This window comes from Polaromonas sp. YR568 (assembly GCF_943369675.1).
Lineage (GTDB): Bacteria > Pseudomonadota > Gammaproteobacteria > Burkholderiales > Burkholderiaceae_C > Polaromonas.
On the sequence record NZ_CALROB020000040.1, the window covers coordinates 1 to 19,163 of the forward strand.

Consider the following 19,163-nt stretch of genomic DNA (forward strand, 5'->3'; position numbering starts at 1 on the left):
GGCTGCCGACCACCGCGTTGGCGGCGGCGCTGGCGGTCACCACCGTCGTGAAACTCGATGAGACCTTCACCCCCTGGAAAAAGTCCAGGCTGGACAACTTGGCGGCGGCCGTCTGGACGGCGCCGACCGAGCTTTGCAACTTGCCGTAAGCGGAGAGCTTGGTCGTGTAGCTGGCAGCCCTGGCGTTCAGCGCCAACAGCGGCTGCTTTTCCGCGGTGGCCAACTGGTCGAGCAGGCCGGTCAGATCGAGCTTGGAGCCTACGCCTAGGCTTGAAATTGATGCCATGAAAGTGATTCCTTAAATTCTGGGCTATATCTTCTGACTGACCAGCAAGCCCTGCAATTTGCCGAGCGCCCTGGAAATCCGCACCACCTCTTCGTTGGGCATCTGCCGGATCATTTCGCCGCTTTCCACGTCCACCACTTTGGTGATCATGGTGTTGGCTTCCTTGTCGAACTCAAAACGCACGCCGATAAACGCGATCTTCAGGCTCTCGTTGATCTCAGTCAGTGCTTCGCTCTCTTCGGCCGTCGAAGTTCCGGCGGCCTCCCGGGCACCGTCAAGCCCGACCGGGGCCTCACGCGCCGGAGCGGTATTTTTCTCTGCCGATGGTGCGGGCAACACGGGCGCAAGCTGCGGACTGGCCGACAGGCTGCCGATGGAAATCGTCATGGCTATACCTCCGAAGAATCGCTAAGGACTCCCGCCTGAAGGCTTCCAGGCGGGAGTGCTTAACGCAGGCGCCGGAAGCGCCTGAGTGAAATACCGAAAGCGCGCCCCCGGGGGAGCGCGCTTTTTCCCGTTTAACGCAGCAGCGACAACACGTTCTGGGTCGTCTGGTTGGCCTGGGCCAACACGGAGGTACCAGCTTGTTGCAGAATGTTCGCGCGCGTCATGTTGGACACTTCAACCGCGTAATCCGCATCTTCAATGCGCGAGCGCGAAGAAGACAGGTTGGTGATGGTGGTGCCCAGGTTGGCGATCGCGGAGTCAAAACGGTTTTGCACCGCACCCAGCGAACCGCGCAGGTTGTCCACCTTGGACAAAGCAGCGTCGATCGATGCCAGCGGGTCCGGGGTGAGTTCGTCGCCCAGGGTCACAACACCGGCCGAGTCGACAACCGCTTTGTAGTACACGTCGCTGCCATTCGCCTGGCCCTTGACCACGTAGTCGGCGCTGTTCGTCATCTTGTGCAGGGTTGCCGAGCTTCCGACCTTGGCCGTGTCCAGACCGGACAGGTCAGCCGTGACCGCGGGAACCGCGACCGGTGGAATTTCGTACTTGGTCAGCGAGCTGGACAGGGCGCCGGCCGGTGCGGTTGCGGTGGCAAAGTCGGCGCTGTCGTACGTGACTTCGCCCGTGGTGTCGTCAAAAGTAGCGGAAATGACGTTCGCACCGCCGTCTTTCGACACGAAGAACGCGCCGGCTTCGTCCACATAGATATCGATGCCGGCAGCGGCGTTGGTATCCGAGAACTGGAAGTTGTCGACGTTCACGGTTGCGCCGGTAGCGCCGCCTTCGCCTTCAACGGAGATTTCCTGGCCGGCGGTAGCCAGCGTAGCGCCAGCCGCCGAGACAGCGGAAGCGGTAGCCGTGCTGAACTCGAGCTTGCCGGTGGCGCTGTTGTAGCCGGTCACGTCATACAGCGTGGTGCCGCCGTCGTCGGACACGTACAGCACGTCGGCATCGGCGTTGTCGACATAGACCGTGTAGGAGCTGGTAGCCGCGCTGTCCACAGCCGTCAGGGCGATGGACGTGGTGGTGCCGCTGGAAGCGGGAACCACAGTGGTCGTGGCGCCGGAAGTGACTTTGGACAGGTCCAGGGTCTTGTTCGTGAGGTCCAGGTTGCCCAGGCCCAGCGTCTTGGCGCTGATTTCTTCCAGGTTGATGTCGATGGTCTGGCCGTCGTTGGCGCCGACCTGGATCGACAGCTTGCCGGCTTCTGCGGACAGAACCTTCACGCCGTTGAACTGGGTTTGTTGCGAGACGCGGTTGATTTCGTCCAGGCGCTGGGTAACTTCAGCCTGGATCGAGGCCAGGTCGCTGGTGGAGTTGCTGCCGTTGGCGGCTTGCACGGACAGTTCACGAACGCGCTGCAGATTGTTGTTGATTTCGGTCAATGCGCCTTCAGTCGTCTGGGCGATCGAGATGGCGTCGTTGGCATTGCGCTGGGCTTGCGTCAGACCCTTGATGTTGGCGGTGAAGCGGTTGGCAATTGCCTGGCCGGCGGCGTCGTCTTTGGCGCTGTTGATGCGCAGGCCGGAAGACAGGCGTTCGATAGCCGTATTCAGCGCACCTTGCGATTTGCTGAGGTTGTTCTGCGTGAGCAGCGAGAGTGAGTTGGTATTGATGACTTGGGCCATGAGGGACTCCTGAATTACATGAGGTTGTGGACTCCGGCTAACTTGCCGTCACGCTGGCCTTGCCTGCCTGGACAGTTTGCAAGCCACCGTTGTTCAGGTTATCGGCCGGGCCCGTTCAAACCTTTAGCGCGGTGCGGAAAATAAATCCCGCCGGCCGCGCCCATACCTCGTCAGGCCGGCATGTTCATGATTTCCTGGTAGGCGGAAACCACGCGGTTTCGCACCTGCAGGCCCATCTGGAAGCCGATGCCGGCCTTCTGGATGTCGACCATCACGTCGTTCAGCGCCACACCGGGTTTGCCGAGTTCAAAGGCCTCGGCCTGGCTGGAGGCGTTCTGCTGCGCATCGCTGATGCGGTCCAGCGACTTCTTCAGCTCGCCGGCGAAGCCCCCGGATGCGGCCTCGGGGCCGGCCGGTGCCGACATGCCGGAAGACTGCGCAAGCACGCGCATTTGCTGGAGCACGGATTCAATGGAAGTAATCGACATGGTGTTTTCCCGGCGCATGCGCGCCCCTTGCTTGATGAACGGATTGAGCGTACCAAGCGGGCCGTCAGGCGCATCAGGCCAAAAGACGGCAAAACCCCCGGCTATTCAGCCCATCAAGCGCCTTGCCGCGGCAAGGCGCGGGTCATCGGCGGTCGCCGTTCAAGCCCGCGCCAGCTTCCCGGCCAGCGGCGCCGACAATTGCAGGAACAAGGCGCTGCCCATCACAAAAGCGGCATCGATCCTGTTCTGGTGTTCGGCCATGAATTCATCGCCGGCCCGTTGCGGGCCGTCGCCGTAGGGCCAGATATAGTCGTCCACGACAATCCAGCCGCCCGCGGGCACAAAGCAGCTCCAGGCGGCGATGTCGGCCTTTGCCGCGGCATAGCTGTGGTTGCCGTCAATGTGCAGGATGGCGATACGGCCGTCATACCGCGTGGTGCCGAACGATGCCGTCGTGACATCCCCCCAGGACTGGTAGTGCCGCGCGCCGTCGGTGGAGGGCATGCGCAGGTAGTTGACGTGGTTGGCGTTGTAAGGCAGCAGGTTCATTTCAAAAATCGCCAGCGCCTCCTCGGCATCGACCTGCGCGGAGACCTTGTCCACCATGCTGGTTCCATCGTTCTGCACCAGGTGGGCGTTCGACCAGGGATCGACGCAGAGCAGCTTGCCGATGCCATAACAGCGCGCCAGCCTGGCCAGGATAAAGGCCGACTTTCCCCACCAGCTGCCGATCTCGACGATGTCGCCGGCCGGACTGCGGCGGGCGATTTCACACAGGACGCGGAATTTTTCGTGGTCGCACATGCCGGGGATGATGTCGGCGTGCCGGAACAGGGCCGCCATCTCCATCGCCGGCATCACGGGTTTGGCCGCCACATTCGAAGCCAGCTCCAGCGGGCTGTCAAGCCAGCCGCGGGCCTGGCCGAGCGCGGCGCGATAGCCGCTCAACTCCACACTGACCGGTGAGGCGTTGACCAGCGCAACGCCCGGGGCAAGCTCTTTCAGGCTGCGGTTCAGGTAATCCCAGATCACGGGGTTGGGCGAATAAATCCCCCCGATATCGGCTTGCGAAATGGCTTGTTTCAAGGCCTCGCCAAATTCGGGCTCCGTGACAAACGGGAGGAACAGCCACGCCGGATACTTTTCACGCGAAACATCATGAACGAGCGACGAGGCGCCGATCACGGATCGCCCGTCGCGCAGGCTGTTCTCCAGGTATTCCAGCGAACGCGGCATGCCGCCCGGAAAAATCAGGACGGATTTTCCGCCGCCGCTTTTTTGATCGACGTGATTCAAGGGGGGTGCCTCAACGGCGTATTCAGCGGGTTTCATTCAGGGTGCTTTTCTGGAGACGCCGCCCCGTTCACACATCAGGAAAATGCTCGCACACAAGTCCGGGTATTGCTGCCCCAGCTGGTAGCAGCCCTCCAGGTATTCCGGGGAGATGATGTCCGTCTGCAGCAACCGGTCCCACTGGAAATTGGCCAGGGCCTTGAAGAAGATTCCCGAACGATGGACCACCTTCAGCCCGGCGGCCACGGCATCCCGCTCCAGGGTATCCAGGGTGTAGGTGCAGCGGTGCCCGTGCTCGGCTTCGGCCGGTGTGACGGCGGTGTTGTGGGAGATCAGGCCCATCTTGACCGCGATCTGCCGGGAAGGCGCGTTGGCGTTGGGACACACCAGGAAAAACCGTCCGCCTTCCGACAGCCACTCGTCATTGATGCGCTTGAGCACCAGCACGGGATCGTCCAGGTGCTCCAGCACATGGGTCAGCACGATGTTGTCATAGCGCCTGGGCAGCTTCGCTTCCTCGAACAGCGCATGGACGAACTGCACCCTGCCGCCCAGGTCTTTCCGGGCTTCGCCGATGGCGACGTCCGACGCTTCCACACAGGTCACGTCATCGAAATACGGCAGAAATCTTTTGGTGAAATTTCCCTTGTAGCTTCCCAGTTCCAGCAGGCTTCCCTTGTTGAAGAAAGGCTCGAAGGACTTGAGCATGCAGGGATGCAGCACGTCGAAATCGAAGCTGTAGGCATATTTCTCGTTGCCCGAATTCTTCGCGTCGTCCAGCTCATGGTTGTAATTGCGTCCCGTAGCCATTTTTCATCTTTCCTTGTATCGCCAATCCGATGGCATTCACGATTCGTCCAGCACCGCCAGGCCGAATCCCGCGCGTCCAAATTCATTGCCGTTGTAGAGCATGTAAATCCGGCAGTCCAACTCGAAGGTGTGCGGATAACACTGCATCTGCGAGTCCCAGCCTTCGCCGGAAACATCGATCCCGGCCTTGCCGTCGTCCCGCTCCCAATTGACCAGGTCATGGGAACAGGCGTAGCCCAGCCTGTAGGCGCTGTCGCTGCGCTGCCGGAAGCCATGCGCTTGCCGGTAGCAGAAATACATGTGCCAAGCGCCGTCGCGCTGGAAAATCGTCGGCAGCGCCTGGCATTCATCCGCGTTCAATTTGTCGGCGATGATGAGCCGGCCTTCCCGCTGCCAGTTGATTCCGTCATCAGACGTGGCGTGCGCAATCTTGTAGACGCGGTCCGGCGGATCGGCCTCCGAGAATTTCTTCCATTTCGTGCCGTGGATGTACCACATGTGATACCGCCCCTCCAGCAAGGCAACGAAGGCGTCACCGATCAGGAAGGGCTCATGGAGCGAGGCCGAAAGCACCGGCCCCTTGCCGTGTTTCTGGAAGGTGAGGCCGTCGTCGTGGCTGATGGCCAGGCCGATGGACGCATCGGCGGAAACGGACACTTTCCGGTTCCACCCGGTCGTGTAGGCAAGCACCCTGTCCCCGTCCCTCACCACGTTGACCGGAAATATCCCGTGCTCGTCAAAGCAGCCCAGGCCGCCCAGCTCAATGACGGTGTGGTTCGAAACGCCGATGATGTCCTGCATGTTCCTGTCGAAATCGACAAAGGCGACGTGGCTCAAATATTTGCCGACGCTGTCCCTCTGCCGGGTCGAAAAATACACACGCACCCGGTCGGCCATGACCAGGGTCTGCGGAGACTGTGCAAACTCAAGGCAGTCGTTCGGCAAGGCATGGTTGGTCGGGTCGAAGACCTTCCCCAGTTTTGTCCACTTCATACGCCGCTCCAGCGCTGGGGACCGAGCAGCTTTGCCAGCCCCATCCCCGAGCGTCCCATTTCGTTGCCCTGGTAGAGCATGTAGGTCTCGCCGTCGAGCGTGAACACATGCGGATAGTTGACCATCTCCGAATCCCATCCACTTTCAGAAACGCGCATTCCCGCCATTTCGTCGCGCCGGCTCCAGTGGAGCATGTCGGGCGAACTCGCGTAGCCGATCCGGTAGCCGCCCTCTTTGCCCTTGTAGTTGTGGCTGTGGCGATAGGAAAAGAACATGTGGTACTGGCCGTCCCGAAACATCACGTCCGCGCAGGCCTGGCACTCATGTTCCCCCAGGGTGTCGGCGATCAAGTCCCGCCCCTGCTTGACCCAGTTGATGCCGTCGTCCGACGAGGCCATGCGAATCTTGTACACGGGTTCGGGCTTGCCTTCGCCTGCCAGCCACTCCTTCCCGGAGACATACCAGAGATGCCATTTCGCGCCGAATTTCCGGATGCGCGGGCTTCCCAAGAGAAAGGGTTCGTCCGGGCTGTAGGAAAGCACCGGCCCTTCGCCCAGCCGGACAAAGGATTCGCCGTCGTCATGGCTGACGGCCATCCCGATGGCGCCGTTGAATGGAACCGACTCGCAGCGCGTCCAGCCGGCGTAGTAGACCCTCACTTCATCGCCGTCGCGGATCACCGAGATCGGGTTGGTGCCAAATTCGTCGAAGGTTCCATACCCGCCCAAAGCCAGGACGGGCCGGCTGCACACCTTCAGGACCTGCAGCAGGTTTTTCCTGTCCAGGTCGATGTAGGACAGGTAACTCTGGAACTGGCCGTCCGGGGACGGCGCGGGCCGGGAACAGAAATACACCCTGACGTGCGTGTCATAGACCAGCACCGACGGAGATTGCGCAAACGCCTTCATCCAGCTTTCGCCCTGCAAATCCGCCGGACTGAACAGCTTTCCCAGTTTTTCCCACTTGAACATTTCCGCCACCCTAATGAAGCAGGCATTCAATGCCGTCGACATCGAACACCGGAATACCCAGCTTGTCTTTCACGGCGCGCCGGTCAAACCAGTAGTTGTCGATAAAAATCGCCCCGTCCGGATTGATCCGCGTCCACTTGTCCACGGAGTCCGGGATCTGGATGATTTCCTCGAAGAGATGCTCCGATATGCCGCAGCCGCGCAAGGTGTCCGCAAGGGTGTAGCGGTGTTTGGTCAGCAGCACCAGCGATACGCCCCGGTTGCGGCATTGGTACACAAAGGCCATGGCCAGCTCATGCACCTGGCGGCCGGTCACCAGGGTTTCGTCGAAGTCGATGTACACGCGGCTGAATGTGAGATCCGCCTTGAAGCGGTTGCGCAGGCATCGATCGAGCTGGACGGCGTAGCCATTCTGCAAAATATCGACCGGTGTCCCCATGGCGTTGAAAAGCGTCAGCAAGGCGAAGTTCACGCCGGCGTGCCGGTACAGGCCCATGGTGCTGGACTGGCGCGGGGCAAACTCCATGAGCTTGAACCGGCCCTGGCCATCCTTCTTCACCTGGAAAAACCAGGATCCGTTCAATGACACCGTGTCATTGATGCTCTGCGCGATATGCCGTATCTCCTCCGTCACCTCCACCGTGGTCGAACGGAAGGAGATGCCCATCTGGATCCGTTCCCGCGTCCTGGGGCCTATGAATCGCAGTGCGCCATGAAGATCGGTAAAACAATCCACGCTGAGCTCTTCGCCCGGCAGGAATTCCGTCGCCAGCAGCTCCGGGTCCTTGGCCAGGTAAAACGCCAGGTCTTCCGCCGATTCGGCCACATACGTACCCTTCCCGCCCTGGCCGGCGTCCGGCTTCAGGAACACGGGGAAGGCCGGCTCATCGCGTGGACAGTCAAAAACCTCCGGGCAGAAATCAAACTTCCCGAATGCTTCGTAGGTCTGTCTTTTCGACCGGGCGATACGGTTTGTATCAGCGCATGAGGTCAGCACCTTGGCGTCGATTTCATGCTGATGCTCCGCCAGAAAGCAGGCGATGGTGTCGTGCGTCGGATAGACGAATTCGATTTTCAGCTTGCGCAGCAAACCGTTGAAGCGCGCGATGAAGCCGGGCTGGTCCACGTAGAAGTCGTCTTCCGTGTAGTGGTCTTCGTCATAGATGAAAGAGGCGTGGTCGCTCTTGCCTGAAGCGCCGAACAGCTCCACATGGTGGCTGTATTTCAGGGATGAGTGGATTTCCAGCCCTATCTCGGAGCCGGCCGGAAAAATCAGCACGCGGCGTTTTGCATTCATGGCGATCAATGACCGGGCAATGCCAGCTCCGCCAGGATGCCGCAGGACAGCTCCGGATAATCGATCCCCGCCAGGCAAAGCGCCTGGATCACTTTCTCGTCCAGCTTGAGCGACATCATCTGGCTGGTGGTGAACGGCTTGAGGTAGATGCCCTCCAGGCGCCGGACCTCATAACCGGCCTCCCGGATATCCTGCTGCAGCGACTCCACGGTGTAGTAACGCTTGTGCCCCAGCAACAGGTCGTGCTCCGACAGCAGCTGCATGTCCGGCAGCAGCCCGGCCAGGTGGCCCAGCTTGCGGTTCAGCACTTCGGCATTGGGAACGGTGAGGAACATCCGCCCGCCGGGAGCCAGAAAACGCCGGAAGTGCTTCATGATCGCCACCGGGTCATCGACATGCTCCAGGATGTAGCCGAAGACGACCACGTCGAAGCGCTCCGGTGTATCGAATGTCTCAAAATACGACTCGGCGATTTCGACTTTCGAGCGCGGGAATTTCCGGCGGAAATTTTCAATCACGGCGGGCGATGCGTCCACCACCACATGGCGTTTGAAGTGCTGTTCAAAAACGCCCGTGGTGATTCCATGCCCAAGCCCCAGCTCAAGCAGGGAACCCGCGCCTCCTGAAAATTGCACGATTCTTTTCGGATACCACTCGAGCTGGATGGTGTTGTCGAAGTCGTAGATGCTCAGGCCTTGATAGGCTTGCACATGGTTGTCGAGGGTGTTTTCCATCATTTCTCCGTCACTTCATCTCTGGGAATATTTTCAATACAGTCAAAATTGCCCGTGACGGCCGCCCGCGTTTCTTTCGCGGAGTTGAACATCATCACGTCGACGATGGACAGCCAGGGCAGGAAGGGGTCGCCAAACTGGGGGTACTCAAACGCCCGCGATTTGAGGTATTTCAGCTGGACGCCCCTCTCCTCAAAACGCGCGTTGGAATACAGCGCCATTCCACCGATCGCATTGACATAAGTGCTCGCGCCGGCCGCTTTACACAGGGCCAGCACCTTGTCCTGGTTCTTCAGGCCATGGTCGATGGCGAGGTCCGAAGACTTCCTGATCTCCGTGGCAATGCCCAGGTGCGCGCAGGTCCTGGCGATGGAGTGGTGCAGGAAGCCGAACAGGTTGTCGTCTTCGTGCCGCACGATCTGCTCGAGCAGCGGGTAGGTCTGCGCGAAATACGGCGCCTTGCGGTACGCACCCTGGAACTGGGCCAGCAGTTTGCCGCGGCTGAAATCGGGCGCCAGCGTTCTTTCACGCACGTCCAGAAAATCCGAATCGCTTTTCAGCGGCAAGGAGAACATCACGTCCCGGCCGTTTTGCAGCAGGCGGTTGCGGTTGATCCAGCCCTTTTTTGTGTACTTGATGTTGTCGTAGACGACGAACAGGTCCACCGCCGCGATCAGCTGGAAGTAGCCGATGTAGGGGAAAAAGTAGGGCTGCATGACCGCCAGCCTGCTCATGCCGCAGGCCGACCCGCAATGATGCGCAGGACAAAATCGACCTGCTCCGGCGCAAGCGTCGGATAGATCGGCAGGCATATCACCTCGCTCGCGGCCTTGGTCGCCACCGGAAGATTCGACTGCGCCGCCGACGGCAGGCCCCGGTACATGGGGAACTCGGTGATCAGCGGGTGGAAGTAGCGCCGCGCATACACGCCGCAGTCGCGCAGTTTCAGCACCAGCGCATCGCGGCTGAGCGGGTAGTCGGGCCGTACCAGGATGGGGAAATAGGCGTAGTTGGGAACCTGCTCGCCCGCGTCCGGCAGGCAATGGATACCGGCCACCGCCTGCAGGCCCGCGCGATAGCGCGCATCGATGTCCTTGCGTTGTTGCCGCGCGCCGTCGATGCCCTTGAGCTGCAGCAGGCCGAAGGCGGCATTGATTTCGCTCATCTTGCCGTTGATGCCGGACGCCACGACGGTGACTTCATCCACGATGCCGAAATTCTTCAGGTTGTCGATGCGCTGTTTGGTCTTGAGATCGTGGCAGATGATCGCGCCGCCCTCAAAAGTGTTGAATACCTTGGTCGCGTGGAAACTCAGCACGGACAGGTCGCCGTGGTTGAGCACGCTGACGCCGCCCGACTGCACGCCGAAGGCATGCGCCGCGTCATAGATCACCTTCAGGTTATGGTCGTCGGCGATTTTCTGGATACGCGCCACGTCGCACGGGTGGCCATAACAATGCACCGGCATGATCGCGGTGGTTTGCGGGGTGATCGCGGCCTCTATCCTGGCCGGGTCCAGGTTCAGCGTGACCGGGTCGATATCGGCGAACACCGGCCGTATCCCGTTCCACAGCAGGGAATGGCTGGTGGCGACGAAGGAATACGGCGTGGTGATCACTTCACCCGAGATGCGCAAGGCCTGCAGGGCGGTGATCAGGGCCAGTGTGGCGTTGGTAAACAGGCAGATGTGCTTGACGCCCAGGTACTCGCACAAGGCGCTTTCCAGTTGCTGGTGAAACGGGCCGTTGTTGGTCAGCCACCTGTTTTCCCAGATCTTCTCCAGATAGGGGATGAACTCCGCCAGCGGCGGCAGGTAGGGCCGCGTCACATAGATGGGCGGTATTTCGTGGGGTGCGGTCATGGTTTCACCTCTGCGTCAGGTCATGCCTGGGTCACGTCGAAGGATTCAGGCGGCAAATCCAGGCACCAGCGCCGCCACATGGCGCGCAAGGCGCGCTCCAGGCCGGCGGCAATCAGGGCCGGCTGGCCCGGCACCGACTGCGCAAACCGTTCGCGCAGCCCGGCGCGCAAGCCCGCCAGCATCGGGAGGTCGGCCGCCAGCGACAAGCCCTCCCGCACGAACTCCGCCGGGGCCTGCGCCACAAATTCGTTCAGGCCGACATGGCCGAGCACCCCGGCGCCGCTGCGTCCCGCCACCGTGCTCCCGGCCAGCGTCAGCGTCGGCACGCCCATCCACAGCGCATGCAGGGTGGTCGTTCCCCCGTTGTAGGGAAAGGTATCCAGGCACATGTCCACCTGGTGGTGCAGCGCCAGGTAGTCCGTCATGCTGGTGCGCGGATGAAAGTCGAGGCGCTCGCGCGCGATGCCTTCCTCGGCAAACCAGGCTATGAGCGCGTCGTACTGGCCGTCCGGCGGCATCGCGCCCAGCACCATGCGCGAGGTCGGCATGGCACGCAGCACTTGCGACCACAGCGCGATCACGGCGCGGCTGATTTTGCTCGGGCGGTTGAAGCTGCCAAACGTCAGGTAGCCCTTGCCGAGCGCCGGCAGTTCGTTCACCGCAGGCGCGCCCGCGGTCGGCAGAAACGGCGCATTGGCCGGCAAATGCACCAGCTTTTCCGTGAACTGATCGTCGAACTGCCCGGGCGGCAGCAAAAAGCGGTCGCTCAGGTAGTAGTCCATGCTGCTCATCCCGGTGGTGCCGGGATAGCCCATCCAGCTGACCTGCACCGGCGCGGGCTTGCGGGCAAAGCTCAGCAGGCGATGCCTGGCGGTGTGGCCCGACAGGTCGATCAGGATGTCTATGCCGTCGGCGCGGATTTTTTCCGCCAGGGCGGCGTCGCTGAGGCCGGTCACCGGATTCCAGCGCTTGACATGGCTGCGCAGGCGCTGCGAAACGCCATCGTGCGTGGTGTGATTGGAGTAGGCGTGCAGCGACAAACCGGCGCTGGCGGCCAGGTTCGCCCATACCGGCTCGATAAAGGAGGCCACCGCATGGTGGTACAGATCGCCGGAGACAAAGCCGACCTGCAGGCGGCGCTCCGGCTCGCGCGAGTTGCCGTGCTGCAGCCGCTGCGCCCGCAAGGGCGCTTCAAAATGCGCGCCGAAACGGCGGTGCTCGGCAAACAGCACCGCCGCATCCACGGCGTCGTTCTGGCTCATGGAAAACAGCAGGCCGCTGTACAGCGAGACATCGTCGGGCCTGATTTCCAGCGCCCGCCTGAAACTCTCCTCCGCCTCGATCAGCCGGTTTTGTTCGCCCAGCAAGATGCCCAGGTTGTTGTGCCCGCTGAAATACGCCGGGTTGATCTCCAGCGCCCGGCGATAGCTTGCCTCGGCATCCGCAGGCCGCCCCAGTTTGGCGAGGACGATGCCCAGTTCGTTGTGGGCATCGATGAATTCCGGCTTGATCTCCAGGGCCTGCCGGCAGTGGATTTCGGCTTCAGCGTTCTTTTCCTGTCCCTTGAGTATGCCGGCCAGGACAAGATGCGCCTGCGCGTAGGCCGGCGCGAGTTCCAGTGCCCGCAAAAGGCATGGCTCCGCTTGCGCCGGGCGTCCCAGGGCGGCGATGACCATGCCCAGGTTGAAGTGGGCCGCGACGAATTCCGGCCTGGCCTTCAGCGCCTGCCGGAAGTGATCTTCCGCTTCAACAAGCCGGTCCTGCTTCTTGCAGAGGGCGCCCAGCTCGTTGTGCGCATCGGCGTGTTCCGGCGTGATCTCCAGCACCCGCTGAAAGCTCACCTCGGCCTCCGCCGGCTGATCCAGGGCTTTCAGGACCGCGCCCAGGTTGAGATGCGCTTCGGCATCGTTGGGCAACAGGTCCACGGCTTTGCGCATGGGCAGCACCGCATCCTGGGGGCCCCGCTGCACCTGAAGCATGGCGCCCAGCATTTTCCAGCCGAACCCATACGAAGGAAAGCGCTGGGTCAGCGAACGCGCCAGCGCCTCCGCTTCGGCAAAACGCTTTTGTTTGTAGCGGCTCACCAGTTTTTCGACCTCCGGGCGAGCAGGCAGCGCTTTCCTCAGAGGGTTTCCCGACGAGGCGGGCCGGGTTTTGACGGCTTTTGCGCCTTCGCGCGCGGCAGCTTGCTGCGGCGGCACCACGCGAGCGCGTTCTTGCAGTCGTTCTTCCAGCCGCTCCGTCTGCGCGTCCACAGCCGCGCCCTGCAAGCCGTGCTCCCGGCCCAGCGCCAGCAGGTGCCGCGCCGTCTCGATCTCATCGGCCTGGATCAGCGCATCGGTATAAGCCAGCCAATAACGCTCCTGCTCCGGACGGCCTTGCAGCGCCACGGCAAAGTGAGGCAAGCCCTCTTTCGCCAGGTTCATCCCCGCAGCCATCCGGCCCAGCTGGAAGTTCGCCTCCGGGTGCTCCGGCTGGACGTCCAGGATTCCCCGATAGAGGGTTTCGGCATTTTCGACCTGGCCGCACTGGTGGTACTTCAGGGCCAGCTCAAGGGATTTCTCCAGGGCCTGCTCGAGGGCGCCCCGCACCGGCTCCGGCATCGGGGCGGCAGCTTGTTGCGGTGCGAGCGAGACAGTCATGGTGCGCGGGGAAAGTATCGGAAAAGGCGGTCAGGCAATGGATTCAGAGGCGGCGGTGCGGGGCGGCGTATGGTGGCCAAGGGCCCGTCAGGCCGGCATGTTCATGATTTCCTGGTAGGCGGAAACCACGCGGTTGCGCACCTGCAGGCCCATCTGGAAACCGATGTTGGCCTTCTGCATGTCGACCATCACATCGTTCAATGCCACGCCGGGCTTGCCGAGCTCAAAGGCCTCGGCCTGGCTGGAGGCGTTCTGCTGCGCATCGCTGATGCGGTCCAGCGACTTCTTCAGCTCGCCGGCGAAGCCGCCGGAGGCGGCCTCGGGGCCGGCCGGCGCCGACATGCCGGAAGACTGCGCAAGCACGCGCATTTGCTGGAGCACGGATTCAATGGAAGAGATCGACATGGTGGTTTCCCGGCGCATGGGCGCCCGTTGCTAGATGAACGGGTTGAAGCGTACCAAGCGGGCCGTCAGGCGCATCAGGCCAAAAGACGGCAAAACCCACGGCTATTCGGCGGATCGGGAAGCGGGGCGGGCTCTGACAATTATTCACGGGGACAGGCCCAGGCACCCTCCCCTGTCCACATGCCAGTCGACCCCTTCGCCTTTGAGCCTTTGAATAAGACCTGTTGTATGCCAACTGTTGTTTCAGTCCCCACGCCGGGCTTCGCATGCCGGCTCCCCCACCTCCACCACGCCGCTGCCGCAGATTCCTTCGGCACCATGGCGGTAGCCGGGTGAGCGCGTGAGCACCGCCGCACTGGGCGCCGAGGCGGCCCTGCCCAAGATGCCGCCCTGGCTGGAGCAGTTGCGCGCCAACCCGCGCCTGCCGCTGATGATAGGCGCGTCCGCCGCGGTCGCCGCCATCGCGGCGCTGTGGCTGTGGAGCCGCGCGCCCGACTACGGCGTCCTCTACAGCAACCTGTCCGACCGCGACGGCGGCGCCATCATCGCGTCGCTGCAGCAGATGAACATCCCCTACAAGTTCACCGAAGGCGGCGGCGCGCTGCTGGTCGCGTCCAACAAGGTTCCCGAGGCGCGGCTGCGGCTGGCCGCCCAGGGCCTGCCCAAGGGCGGCACCGTCGGCTTCGAGCTGATGGACGCCCAGAAGTTCGGCACCAGCCAGTTCGCCGAGCAGGTCAACTACCAGCGCGCGCTCGAAGGCGAACTCGCGCGCTCCATCAATTCCATTTCCGCCGTCGAATCGGCGCGCGTGCACCTGGCGCTGCCCAAGCCCTCGCTCTTCGTGCGCGACCAGAAAAAGCCCAGCGCCTCCGTGGTGCTGAGCCTGCACCGCGGCCGCAGCATCGACGAAGGCCAGGTCAGCGCCATCGTGCACCTGATCTCCAGCAGCGTGCCCGAGCTTTCGGCCAAAAGCATCACCGTGGTCGACCAGGCCGGAAACCTGCTGTCGGCGGCCAACGCCGGCACGCGCGGCCTGGACGTCACCCAGCTCAAGTACACCCAGGAAATAGAGCAGGGCTACATCCGCCGGATCGAAGCCATCCTGCAGCCCATACTCGGCGCCGGCAACGTGCACGCCCAGGTCGCGGCCGACATTGATTTTTCAGTCGTCGAAAACACCGACGAGAAATACCGCCCCAACCAGGAACCCGGCAGCGCGGCCATCCGCAGCCAGCAGTCCAGCGAGTCCGGCCAGTCCGGCGGGCCCGCCAGCGGCGTGCCCGGCGCGCTGACCAACCAGCCGCCGCCCGACCCGGTGGCGCCCATCACCACGCCGGCACCCGCAGCCGCGCGGCCAGGCGCACCCGGCGCGACCGCCCCGGGCCAGCTCAAGATGAGCGCCGAGCTCGGCTCCGCCGGCGCCTCGCCGCGCAGCGCGTCGGCCACCGGCAACTCGCGCAAGGACGTCACCACCAACTACGAAGTGGACCGTTCCATACGCCACACGCAGCAGGGCGCGGGCGGCATCAAGCGCCTGTCGGTCGCCGTGGTCGTCAACTACCGCGGCAGCGCGGGCGCCGCCGGCAAGCGCGCGGCCCTGACGGCCGCCGAACTCGAGCAGATCCGCAACCTGGCGCGCCAGGCCATGGGCTTCAGCGCCGAGCGCGGCGACTCGCTCAACGTGGTCAACAGCCTCTTCGCCTCGGACGCCGAAACGCCCGAACTGCCGGTGTGGCGCCAGCCGGAAAACATCGAGATCGCCAAGTCTTCCGGCAAGTACCTGCTGCTGGGCCTGCTCGCCCTCTACCTGTGGCTGGCCGTGCTGCGGCCGCTGCTGCGCAAACACCTGCAGCCCGCCTCGGCCGTGGAAGCGGGCGGCGCGGGAGCCAGCGCCGAAGCGGCCGAACAGGTGCCGCCGGCCCGCACCCAGGCCGAACGCGACCAAAGACACCAGGCCAACATCCAGTATGCGCAGGAACTGGCGGCCAAAGAGCCTGCCATGGTGGCCATGCTGATCAAACACTGGACGGAAAAAAATGCTGGATGAAGGCACCCGCAAAAGCGCGATTTTGTTGATGTCGCTCGGTGAAGCCGGCGCCGGCAACGTGCTGCAACACCTTCCGCAGAACATCGTGCATGCGCTCGGCAGGGCCATGGCCGCGCTGACGCAGGTCAAGCGCGACGAGGTCGACGGCGTGCTGGAGGAATTCCGCCATGAGACCGAGCAGTACTCGGCCAACCACGTGGATTCCGGCGCCTACCTGCGCGCCGTGCTCAACAAGGCGCTGGGCAACACCCGCGCGGCCGACCTGCTCGAAAGCATCTTCCTGCCCGACAGCGAAACCACCGGCATGGAGCGCCTGAACCAGCTCGAGGCGACCGAAGTCGTCGAGCTGATCCGCGACGAACACCCGCAGATCATCGCCACCCTACTGGTGCACCTGGACCGCAACAAGGCCGCCGACGTGCTCGAGCAATTGCCCGAGCGCGTGCGCCACGACGCCGTGCTGCGCGTGGCCACCTTCGGCGGCGTGCAGCCGGCCGCCCTCAAGGAACTGACTGAGGTGCTGACCGACATGCTGTCGGGCGAAGGCGTCAAGCGCAGCCGCCTGGGCGGCATACGCGCGGCCGCCGAGATCGTCAACATGATGGGCAGCGCGCAGGAAGAAAGCGTCATCAAGCACGTGCGCGAACACGACGAAACGCTGGCGCAGAAGATGATCGACGAGATGTTCCTGTTCGAGAACCTGCTGGACCTCGAAGACCGCAGCGTGCAGCTGCTGCTCAAGGAAGTGGAGTCCGAGTCGCTCATCATCGCGCTCAAGGGCGCGCCGGTGGAGCTGCGCGAGAAGTTCCTCAAGAACATGTCGCAGCGCGCCGCCGAGATGCTGCGCGAGGACATCGAGATGCGCGGCCCGGTGCGCGTCTCGCAGGTCGAGACCGAACAGAAGGGCATCCTGCAGATCGTGCGCCGCCTGGCGGACGCCGGCGAGATCGTGCTCGGCGGCCAGGGGAACGACTCTTATGTATAGCAAGCCCGTACTCACGCCGCGCACCGGCGCGGACAGGCCGGCATCCGCGCCGGGTCCGGCCGGTTCGCCGCCCTACCCGCGCCGCGCCAACGGAACGAAGGAAGCGCTCACCGCCTGGGAGCGCTGGGAGATGACGGCCATCGCCGAGGATGCCGGCCCCCTCGCGCTTGCGCCCGAACCCAAGCCGGCGCCCGTGGTGGCGCCGCTCAAGCCCGAGGTGCTGATCAACGACGTCGAGCTGGCCCAGCTGCGCCTGCAGGCGCTGCAGGCCGGCGAGGCCGAAGGTTTCCGCCAGGGTTATGCGCAGGGGCACACGCGGGGCCGCGACGACGCCATGGCCGAAGTCCACGCCGAAGCCGAACAGCTGCGCGCGCTGGCGCTGGCGCTGCCGGAGGCGCTGCGCGGCGCCGAACACGAAATTTCCGAAAGCCTGCTGGCCCTGGCGCTGGACATCGCGCGCCAGGTGCTGGGCCAGGCCCTGGCGCTGGACGCCGGCGCCATCCTGCCCGTGGTGCGCGAACTGCTGCAGGCCGAGCCGGCCCTCAGCGGCGCGCCGCAGCTGGTGCTGCACCCCGACGATGCGGCGCTGGTGCGCCAGCACCTGGCCGAAGACCTGCAGGCCGCCGGCTGGCGCATCCGCACCGACGCCGCCTGCCAGCGCGGCGGCTGCCGTGTGCTGGCCGCCAACGGCGAGCAGGACGCGAGCCTGCCCAGCCGCTGGGAACGCGTCACCGCGGCGCTGGTGAAAACCGCCATGCACACCCCGGCCCCCTTCAATCCCCTCGCGCCGCTGACGCCGCTGACGCCACTGACGCCTGTTGAGCCGGCGGCAAGCCATGTCTGAACTGCCCGGCGCCACCGCCGTCCCCGCCCCACCCGCCGCCGCGCCGCTGCGCGCCTGGCGCGGCGTGCTGGACGACGCGCGCTCCTCGGTGGCCCAGAGCGTGCCGGTGCGCAGCTACGGCCGGCTCACGCGCGCCGTCGGCCTGGTGCTCGAAGCCGTCGGGCTGCGCCTGCCGGTCGGCAGCGACTGCCTGATTGAACTGCCGCCCGGCTACCCGCAAAAAACCGCCGAGGCCGAAGTCGTCGGCTTCGCCGGCGACCGCATTTTCCTGATGCCGCAAAGCGAGGTCGACGGCCTGCTGCCCGGCGCGCGCGTCTATGCGCTCGACTCACCTGCCGGCCACGCCGGCGGCCTGGGCCCGCGCACCAAGCGCCTGCCGGTGGGCGCCGGCATGCTGGGCCGCGTGGTCGACGCCGCCGGCCGCCCGCTGGACGGCCGCGGCCCGCTGGATTTTTCGCGCGAAGTGCCGCTGGCCGCCGCGCCCATCAACCCGCTGACGCGCGCCCCCATCGACAGCGTGCTGGACGTCGGCGTGCGCGCCATCAATGCGCTGCTGACCGTCGGTCGCGGCCAGCGCATGGGCCTGTTCGCCGGCTCCGGCGTCGGCAAGAGCGTGCTGCTGGGCATGATGGCGCGCTACACCAGCGCCGACGTCATCGTCGTCGGCCTGATCGGCGAGCGCGGCCGCGAGGTCAAGGACTTCATCGAAAACACCCTGGGCGAGGAAGGCATGGCGCGCGCCGTGCTGGTCGCCGCGCCCGCCGACACCTCGCCGCTGCTGCGCCTGCAGGGCGCGGCCTACGCCACCTGTCTGGCCGAATACTTTCGCGACGAAGGCAAGAACGTGCTGCTGATCATGGACTCGCTGACGCGCTATGCGATGGCGCAGCGCGAGATCGCGCTGGCCGTGGGCGAGCCGCCCGCCACCAAAGGCTACCCGCCCTCGGTGTTCGCCAAGCTGCCGGCGCTGGTCGAGCGCGCGGGCAACGGCGCGCGCGACGCCGAAGGGCGCGGCGGCTCCATCACCGCCTTTTACACCGTGCTGACCGAAGGCGACGACCAGCAGGACCCGATCGCCGACTCGGCGCGCGCCATCCTGGACGGCCACGTGGTGCTGTCGCGCAGCCTGGCCGAGTCCGGCCACTACCCGGCCATCGACATCGAGGCCTCCATCAGCCGCGCCATGACCGCCCTCATCACGCCCGAACAGTTCCAGGCCGTGCGCGGCTTCAAGCAGGCCCTCTCGCGCTACCAGCGCAACCGCGACCTGATCAGCGTGGGCGCCTACGCGCCCGGCCACGACGCGCAGCTGGACCACGCCATCGCCCTGTACCCGCGCATAGAAGCCTTTTTACAGCAGGCCATGGAAGAGCGCGTCAGCCACGGCGCCGCCACCGAACAGCTGAACGCCATCTTCCAGGCCTGAGCC

Annotated in this window: 18 protein-coding genes; 4 read left to right on the forward strand and 14 right to left on the reverse strand. The window is 64.1% G+C overall.

From position 1 onward, the window contains the following. The 14 genes from ACLV8F_RS19250 to fliE (ACLV8F_RS19315) all read right to left on the reverse strand — a co-directional run. The coding region (locus ACLV8F_RS19250; RefSeq protein WP_411885811.1) for a flagellar cap protein FliD N-terminal domain-containing protein at nt 1-286 on the reverse strand (286 nt) is incomplete at its 3' end. 24 nt (nt 287-310) lie between these two features. After that, nucleotides 311-673 carry a flagellar protein FlaG gene (locus tag ACLV8F_RS19255; protein ID WP_411885812.1) on the reverse strand — a complete coding sequence of 121 codons (363 nt, stop codon included), beginning with the start codon at nt 671-673 and terminating at the stop codon, nt 311-313. Between the two features lie 131 nt (nt 674-804). Next, nucleotides 805-2,364, reverse strand: coding sequence for a flagellin (locus tag ACLV8F_RS19260; protein ID WP_411885813.1), 1,560 nt, complete (start codon nt 2,362-2,364; stop codon nt 805-807). A gap of 170 nt (nt 2,365-2,534) precedes the next feature. Continuing rightward, nucleotides 2,535-2,852, reverse strand: a complete 318-nt coding sequence (fliE, locus tag ACLV8F_RS19265; RefSeq protein ID WP_411885814.1) for a flagellar hook-basal body complex protein FliE — start codon at nt 2,850-2,852, stop codon at nt 2,535-2,537. A 159-nt stretch (nt 2,853-3,011) separates the two neighbouring features. Beyond that, on the reverse strand, nt 3,012-4,148 hold the full coding sequence (locus ACLV8F_RS19270) for a class I SAM-dependent methyltransferase (protein WP_411885815.1): 1,137 nt from the start codon (nt 4,146-4,148) through the stop codon (nt 3,012-3,014). Nucleotides 4,149-4,184: 36 nt separating this feature from the next. Continuing rightward, nucleotides 4,185-4,955, reverse strand: a complete 771-nt coding sequence (locus tag ACLV8F_RS19275; protein ID WP_411885816.1) for a class I SAM-dependent methyltransferase — start codon at nt 4,953-4,955, stop codon at nt 4,185-4,187. 36 nt (nt 4,956-4,991) lie between these two features. Further along, nucleotides 4,992-5,948, reverse strand: coding sequence for a hypothetical protein (locus tag ACLV8F_RS19280; protein WP_411885817.1), 957 nt, complete (start codon nt 5,946-5,948; stop codon nt 4,992-4,994). Continuing rightward, on the reverse strand, nt 5,945-6,919 hold the full coding sequence (locus ACLV8F_RS19285) for a hypothetical protein (RefSeq protein WP_411885818.1): 975 nt from the start codon (nt 6,917-6,919) through the stop codon (nt 5,945-5,947). Before ACLV8F_RS19285 ends, ACLV8F_RS19280 begins: the two co-directional genes overlap by 4 nt. A gap of 10 nt (nt 6,920-6,929) precedes the next feature. Continuing rightward, nucleotides 6,930-8,216, reverse strand: a complete 1,287-nt coding sequence (locus ACLV8F_RS19290; RefSeq protein ID WP_411885819.1) for an ATP-grasp domain-containing protein — start codon at nt 8,214-8,216, stop codon at nt 6,930-6,932. A 5-nt stretch (nt 8,217-8,221) separates the two neighbouring features. Further along, nucleotides 8,222-8,950: a class I SAM-dependent methyltransferase gene (locus ACLV8F_RS19295; protein ID WP_411885820.1), complete on the reverse strand. Its 729-nt coding sequence runs from the start codon at nt 8,948-8,950 to the stop codon at nt 8,222-8,224. Beyond that, nucleotides 8,950-9,666, reverse strand: a complete 717-nt coding sequence (locus tag ACLV8F_RS19300) for a WbqC family protein (protein WP_411885821.1) — start codon at nt 9,664-9,666, stop codon at nt 8,950-8,952. The genes ACLV8F_RS19295 and ACLV8F_RS19300 overlap by 1 nt, the downstream gene beginning before the upstream one ends. Before the next feature lie 14 nt (nt 9,667-9,680). Beyond that, the gene (locus ACLV8F_RS19305) at nt 9,681-10,811 is read right to left on the reverse strand and encodes a DegT/DnrJ/EryC1/StrS family aminotransferase (protein ID WP_411885822.1); all 1,131 of its coding nucleotides are present in this window, start codon (nt 10,809-10,811) and stop codon (nt 9,681-9,683) included. 20 nt (nt 10,812-10,831) lie between these two features. Continuing rightward, on the reverse strand, nt 10,832-13,453 hold the full coding sequence (locus tag ACLV8F_RS19310; protein WP_411885823.1) for a tetratricopeptide repeat protein: 2,622 nt from the start codon (nt 13,451-13,453) through the stop codon (nt 10,832-10,834). 87 nt (nt 13,454-13,540) lie between these two features. After that, a complete protein-coding gene (gene fliE / locus ACLV8F_RS19315) occupies nt 13,541-13,858 on the reverse strand; it encodes a flagellar hook-basal body complex protein FliE (RefSeq protein WP_411885824.1) in 318 nt (105 codons plus the stop codon). 382 nt (nt 13,859-14,240) lie between these two features. Here fliE (ACLV8F_RS19315) and fliF point away from each other — a divergent pair, with 382 nt between their 5' ends. Genes fliF through fliI form a run of 4 tightly spaced genes read left to right on the forward strand, consistent with a single transcriptional unit; the run spans nt 14,241 to nt 19,160 of the window. After that, entirely contained in the window at nt 14,241-15,905 is a 1,665-nt protein-coding gene (gene fliF / locus ACLV8F_RS19320) for a flagellar basal-body MS-ring/collar protein FliF (protein ID WP_411885851.1), read from the forward strand. Further along, on the forward strand, nt 15,895-16,890 hold the full coding sequence (gene fliG / locus ACLV8F_RS19325) for a flagellar motor switch protein FliG (protein WP_411885825.1): 996 nt from the start codon (nt 15,895-15,897) through the stop codon (nt 16,888-16,890). Before fliF ends, fliG begins: the two co-directional genes overlap by 11 nt. Then, nucleotides 16,883-17,734: a flagellar assembly protein FliH gene (locus ACLV8F_RS19330; protein ID WP_411885826.1), complete on the forward strand. Its 852-nt coding sequence runs from the start codon at nt 16,883-16,885 to the stop codon at nt 17,732-17,734. Before fliG ends, ACLV8F_RS19330 begins: the two co-directional genes overlap by 8 nt. Further along, a complete protein-coding gene (gene fliI / locus ACLV8F_RS19335; RefSeq protein ID WP_411885827.1) occupies nt 17,727-19,160 on the forward strand; it encodes a flagellar protein export ATPase FliI in 1,434 nt (477 codons plus the stop codon). Before ACLV8F_RS19330 ends, fliI begins: the two co-directional genes overlap by 8 nt. The last annotated feature ends 3 nt before the right edge of the window (nt 19,161-19,163 follow it).

Coding starts and splice junctions, on each gene's coding strand:
- ACLV8F_RS19255 (WP_411885812.1), bottom strand. CDS start 673: ATGACGATTTCCATCGGCAGCCTGTCGGCCAGTCCGCAGCTTGCGCCC.
- ACLV8F_RS19285 (WP_411885818.1), bottom strand. CDS start 6,919: ATGTTCAAGTGGGAAAAACTGGGAAAGCTGTTCAGTCCGGCGGATTTG.
- fliG (WP_411885825.1), top strand. CDS start 15,895: ATGCTGGATGAAGGCACCCGCAAAAGCGCGATTTTGTTGATGTCGCTC.
- ACLV8F_RS19295 (WP_411885820.1), bottom strand. CDS start 8,950: ATGGAAAACACCCTCGACAACCATGTGCAAGCCTATCAAGGCCTGAGC.
- ACLV8F_RS19330 (WP_411885826.1), top strand. CDS start 16,883: ATGTATAGCAAGCCCGTACTCACGCCGCGCACCGGCGCGGACAGGCCG.
- ACLV8F_RS19275 (WP_411885816.1), bottom strand. CDS start 4,955: ATGGCTACGGGACGCAATTACAACCATGAGCTGGACGACGCGAAGAAT.
- fliE (WP_411885814.1), bottom strand. CDS start 2,852: ATGTCGATTACTTCCATTGAATCCGTGCTCCAGCAAATGCGCGTGCTT.
- fliF (WP_411885851.1), top strand. CDS start 14,241: ATGCCGCCCTGGCTGGAGCAGTTGCGCGCCAACCCGCGCCTGCCGCTG.
- ACLV8F_RS19290 (WP_411885819.1), bottom strand. CDS start 8,216: ATGAATGCAAAACGCCGCGTGCTGATTTTTCCGGCCGGCTCCGAGATA.
- ACLV8F_RS19280 (WP_411885817.1), bottom strand. CDS start 5,948: ATGAAGTGGACAAAACTGGGGAAGGTCTTCGACCCGACCAACCATGCC.
- fliE (WP_411885824.1), bottom strand. CDS start 13,858: ATGTCGATCTCTTCCATTGAATCCGTGCTCCAGCAAATGCGCGTGCTT.
- ACLV8F_RS19305 (WP_411885822.1), bottom strand. CDS start 10,811: ATGACCGCACCCCACGAAATACCGCCCATCTATGTGACGCGGCCCTAC.
- fliI (WP_411885827.1), top strand. CDS start 17,727: ATGTCTGAACTGCCCGGCGCCACCGCCGTCCCCGCCCCACCCGCCGCC.
- ACLV8F_RS19310 (WP_411885823.1), bottom strand. CDS start 13,453: ATGACTGTCTCGCTCGCACCGCAACAAGCTGCCGCCCCGATGCCGGAG.
- ACLV8F_RS19300 (WP_411885821.1), bottom strand. CDS start 9,666: ATGCAGCCCTACTTTTTCCCCTACATCGGCTACTTCCAGCTGATCGCG.
- ACLV8F_RS19260 (WP_411885813.1), bottom strand. CDS start 2,364: ATGGCCCAAGTCATCAATACCAACTCACTCTCGCTGCTCACGCAGAAC.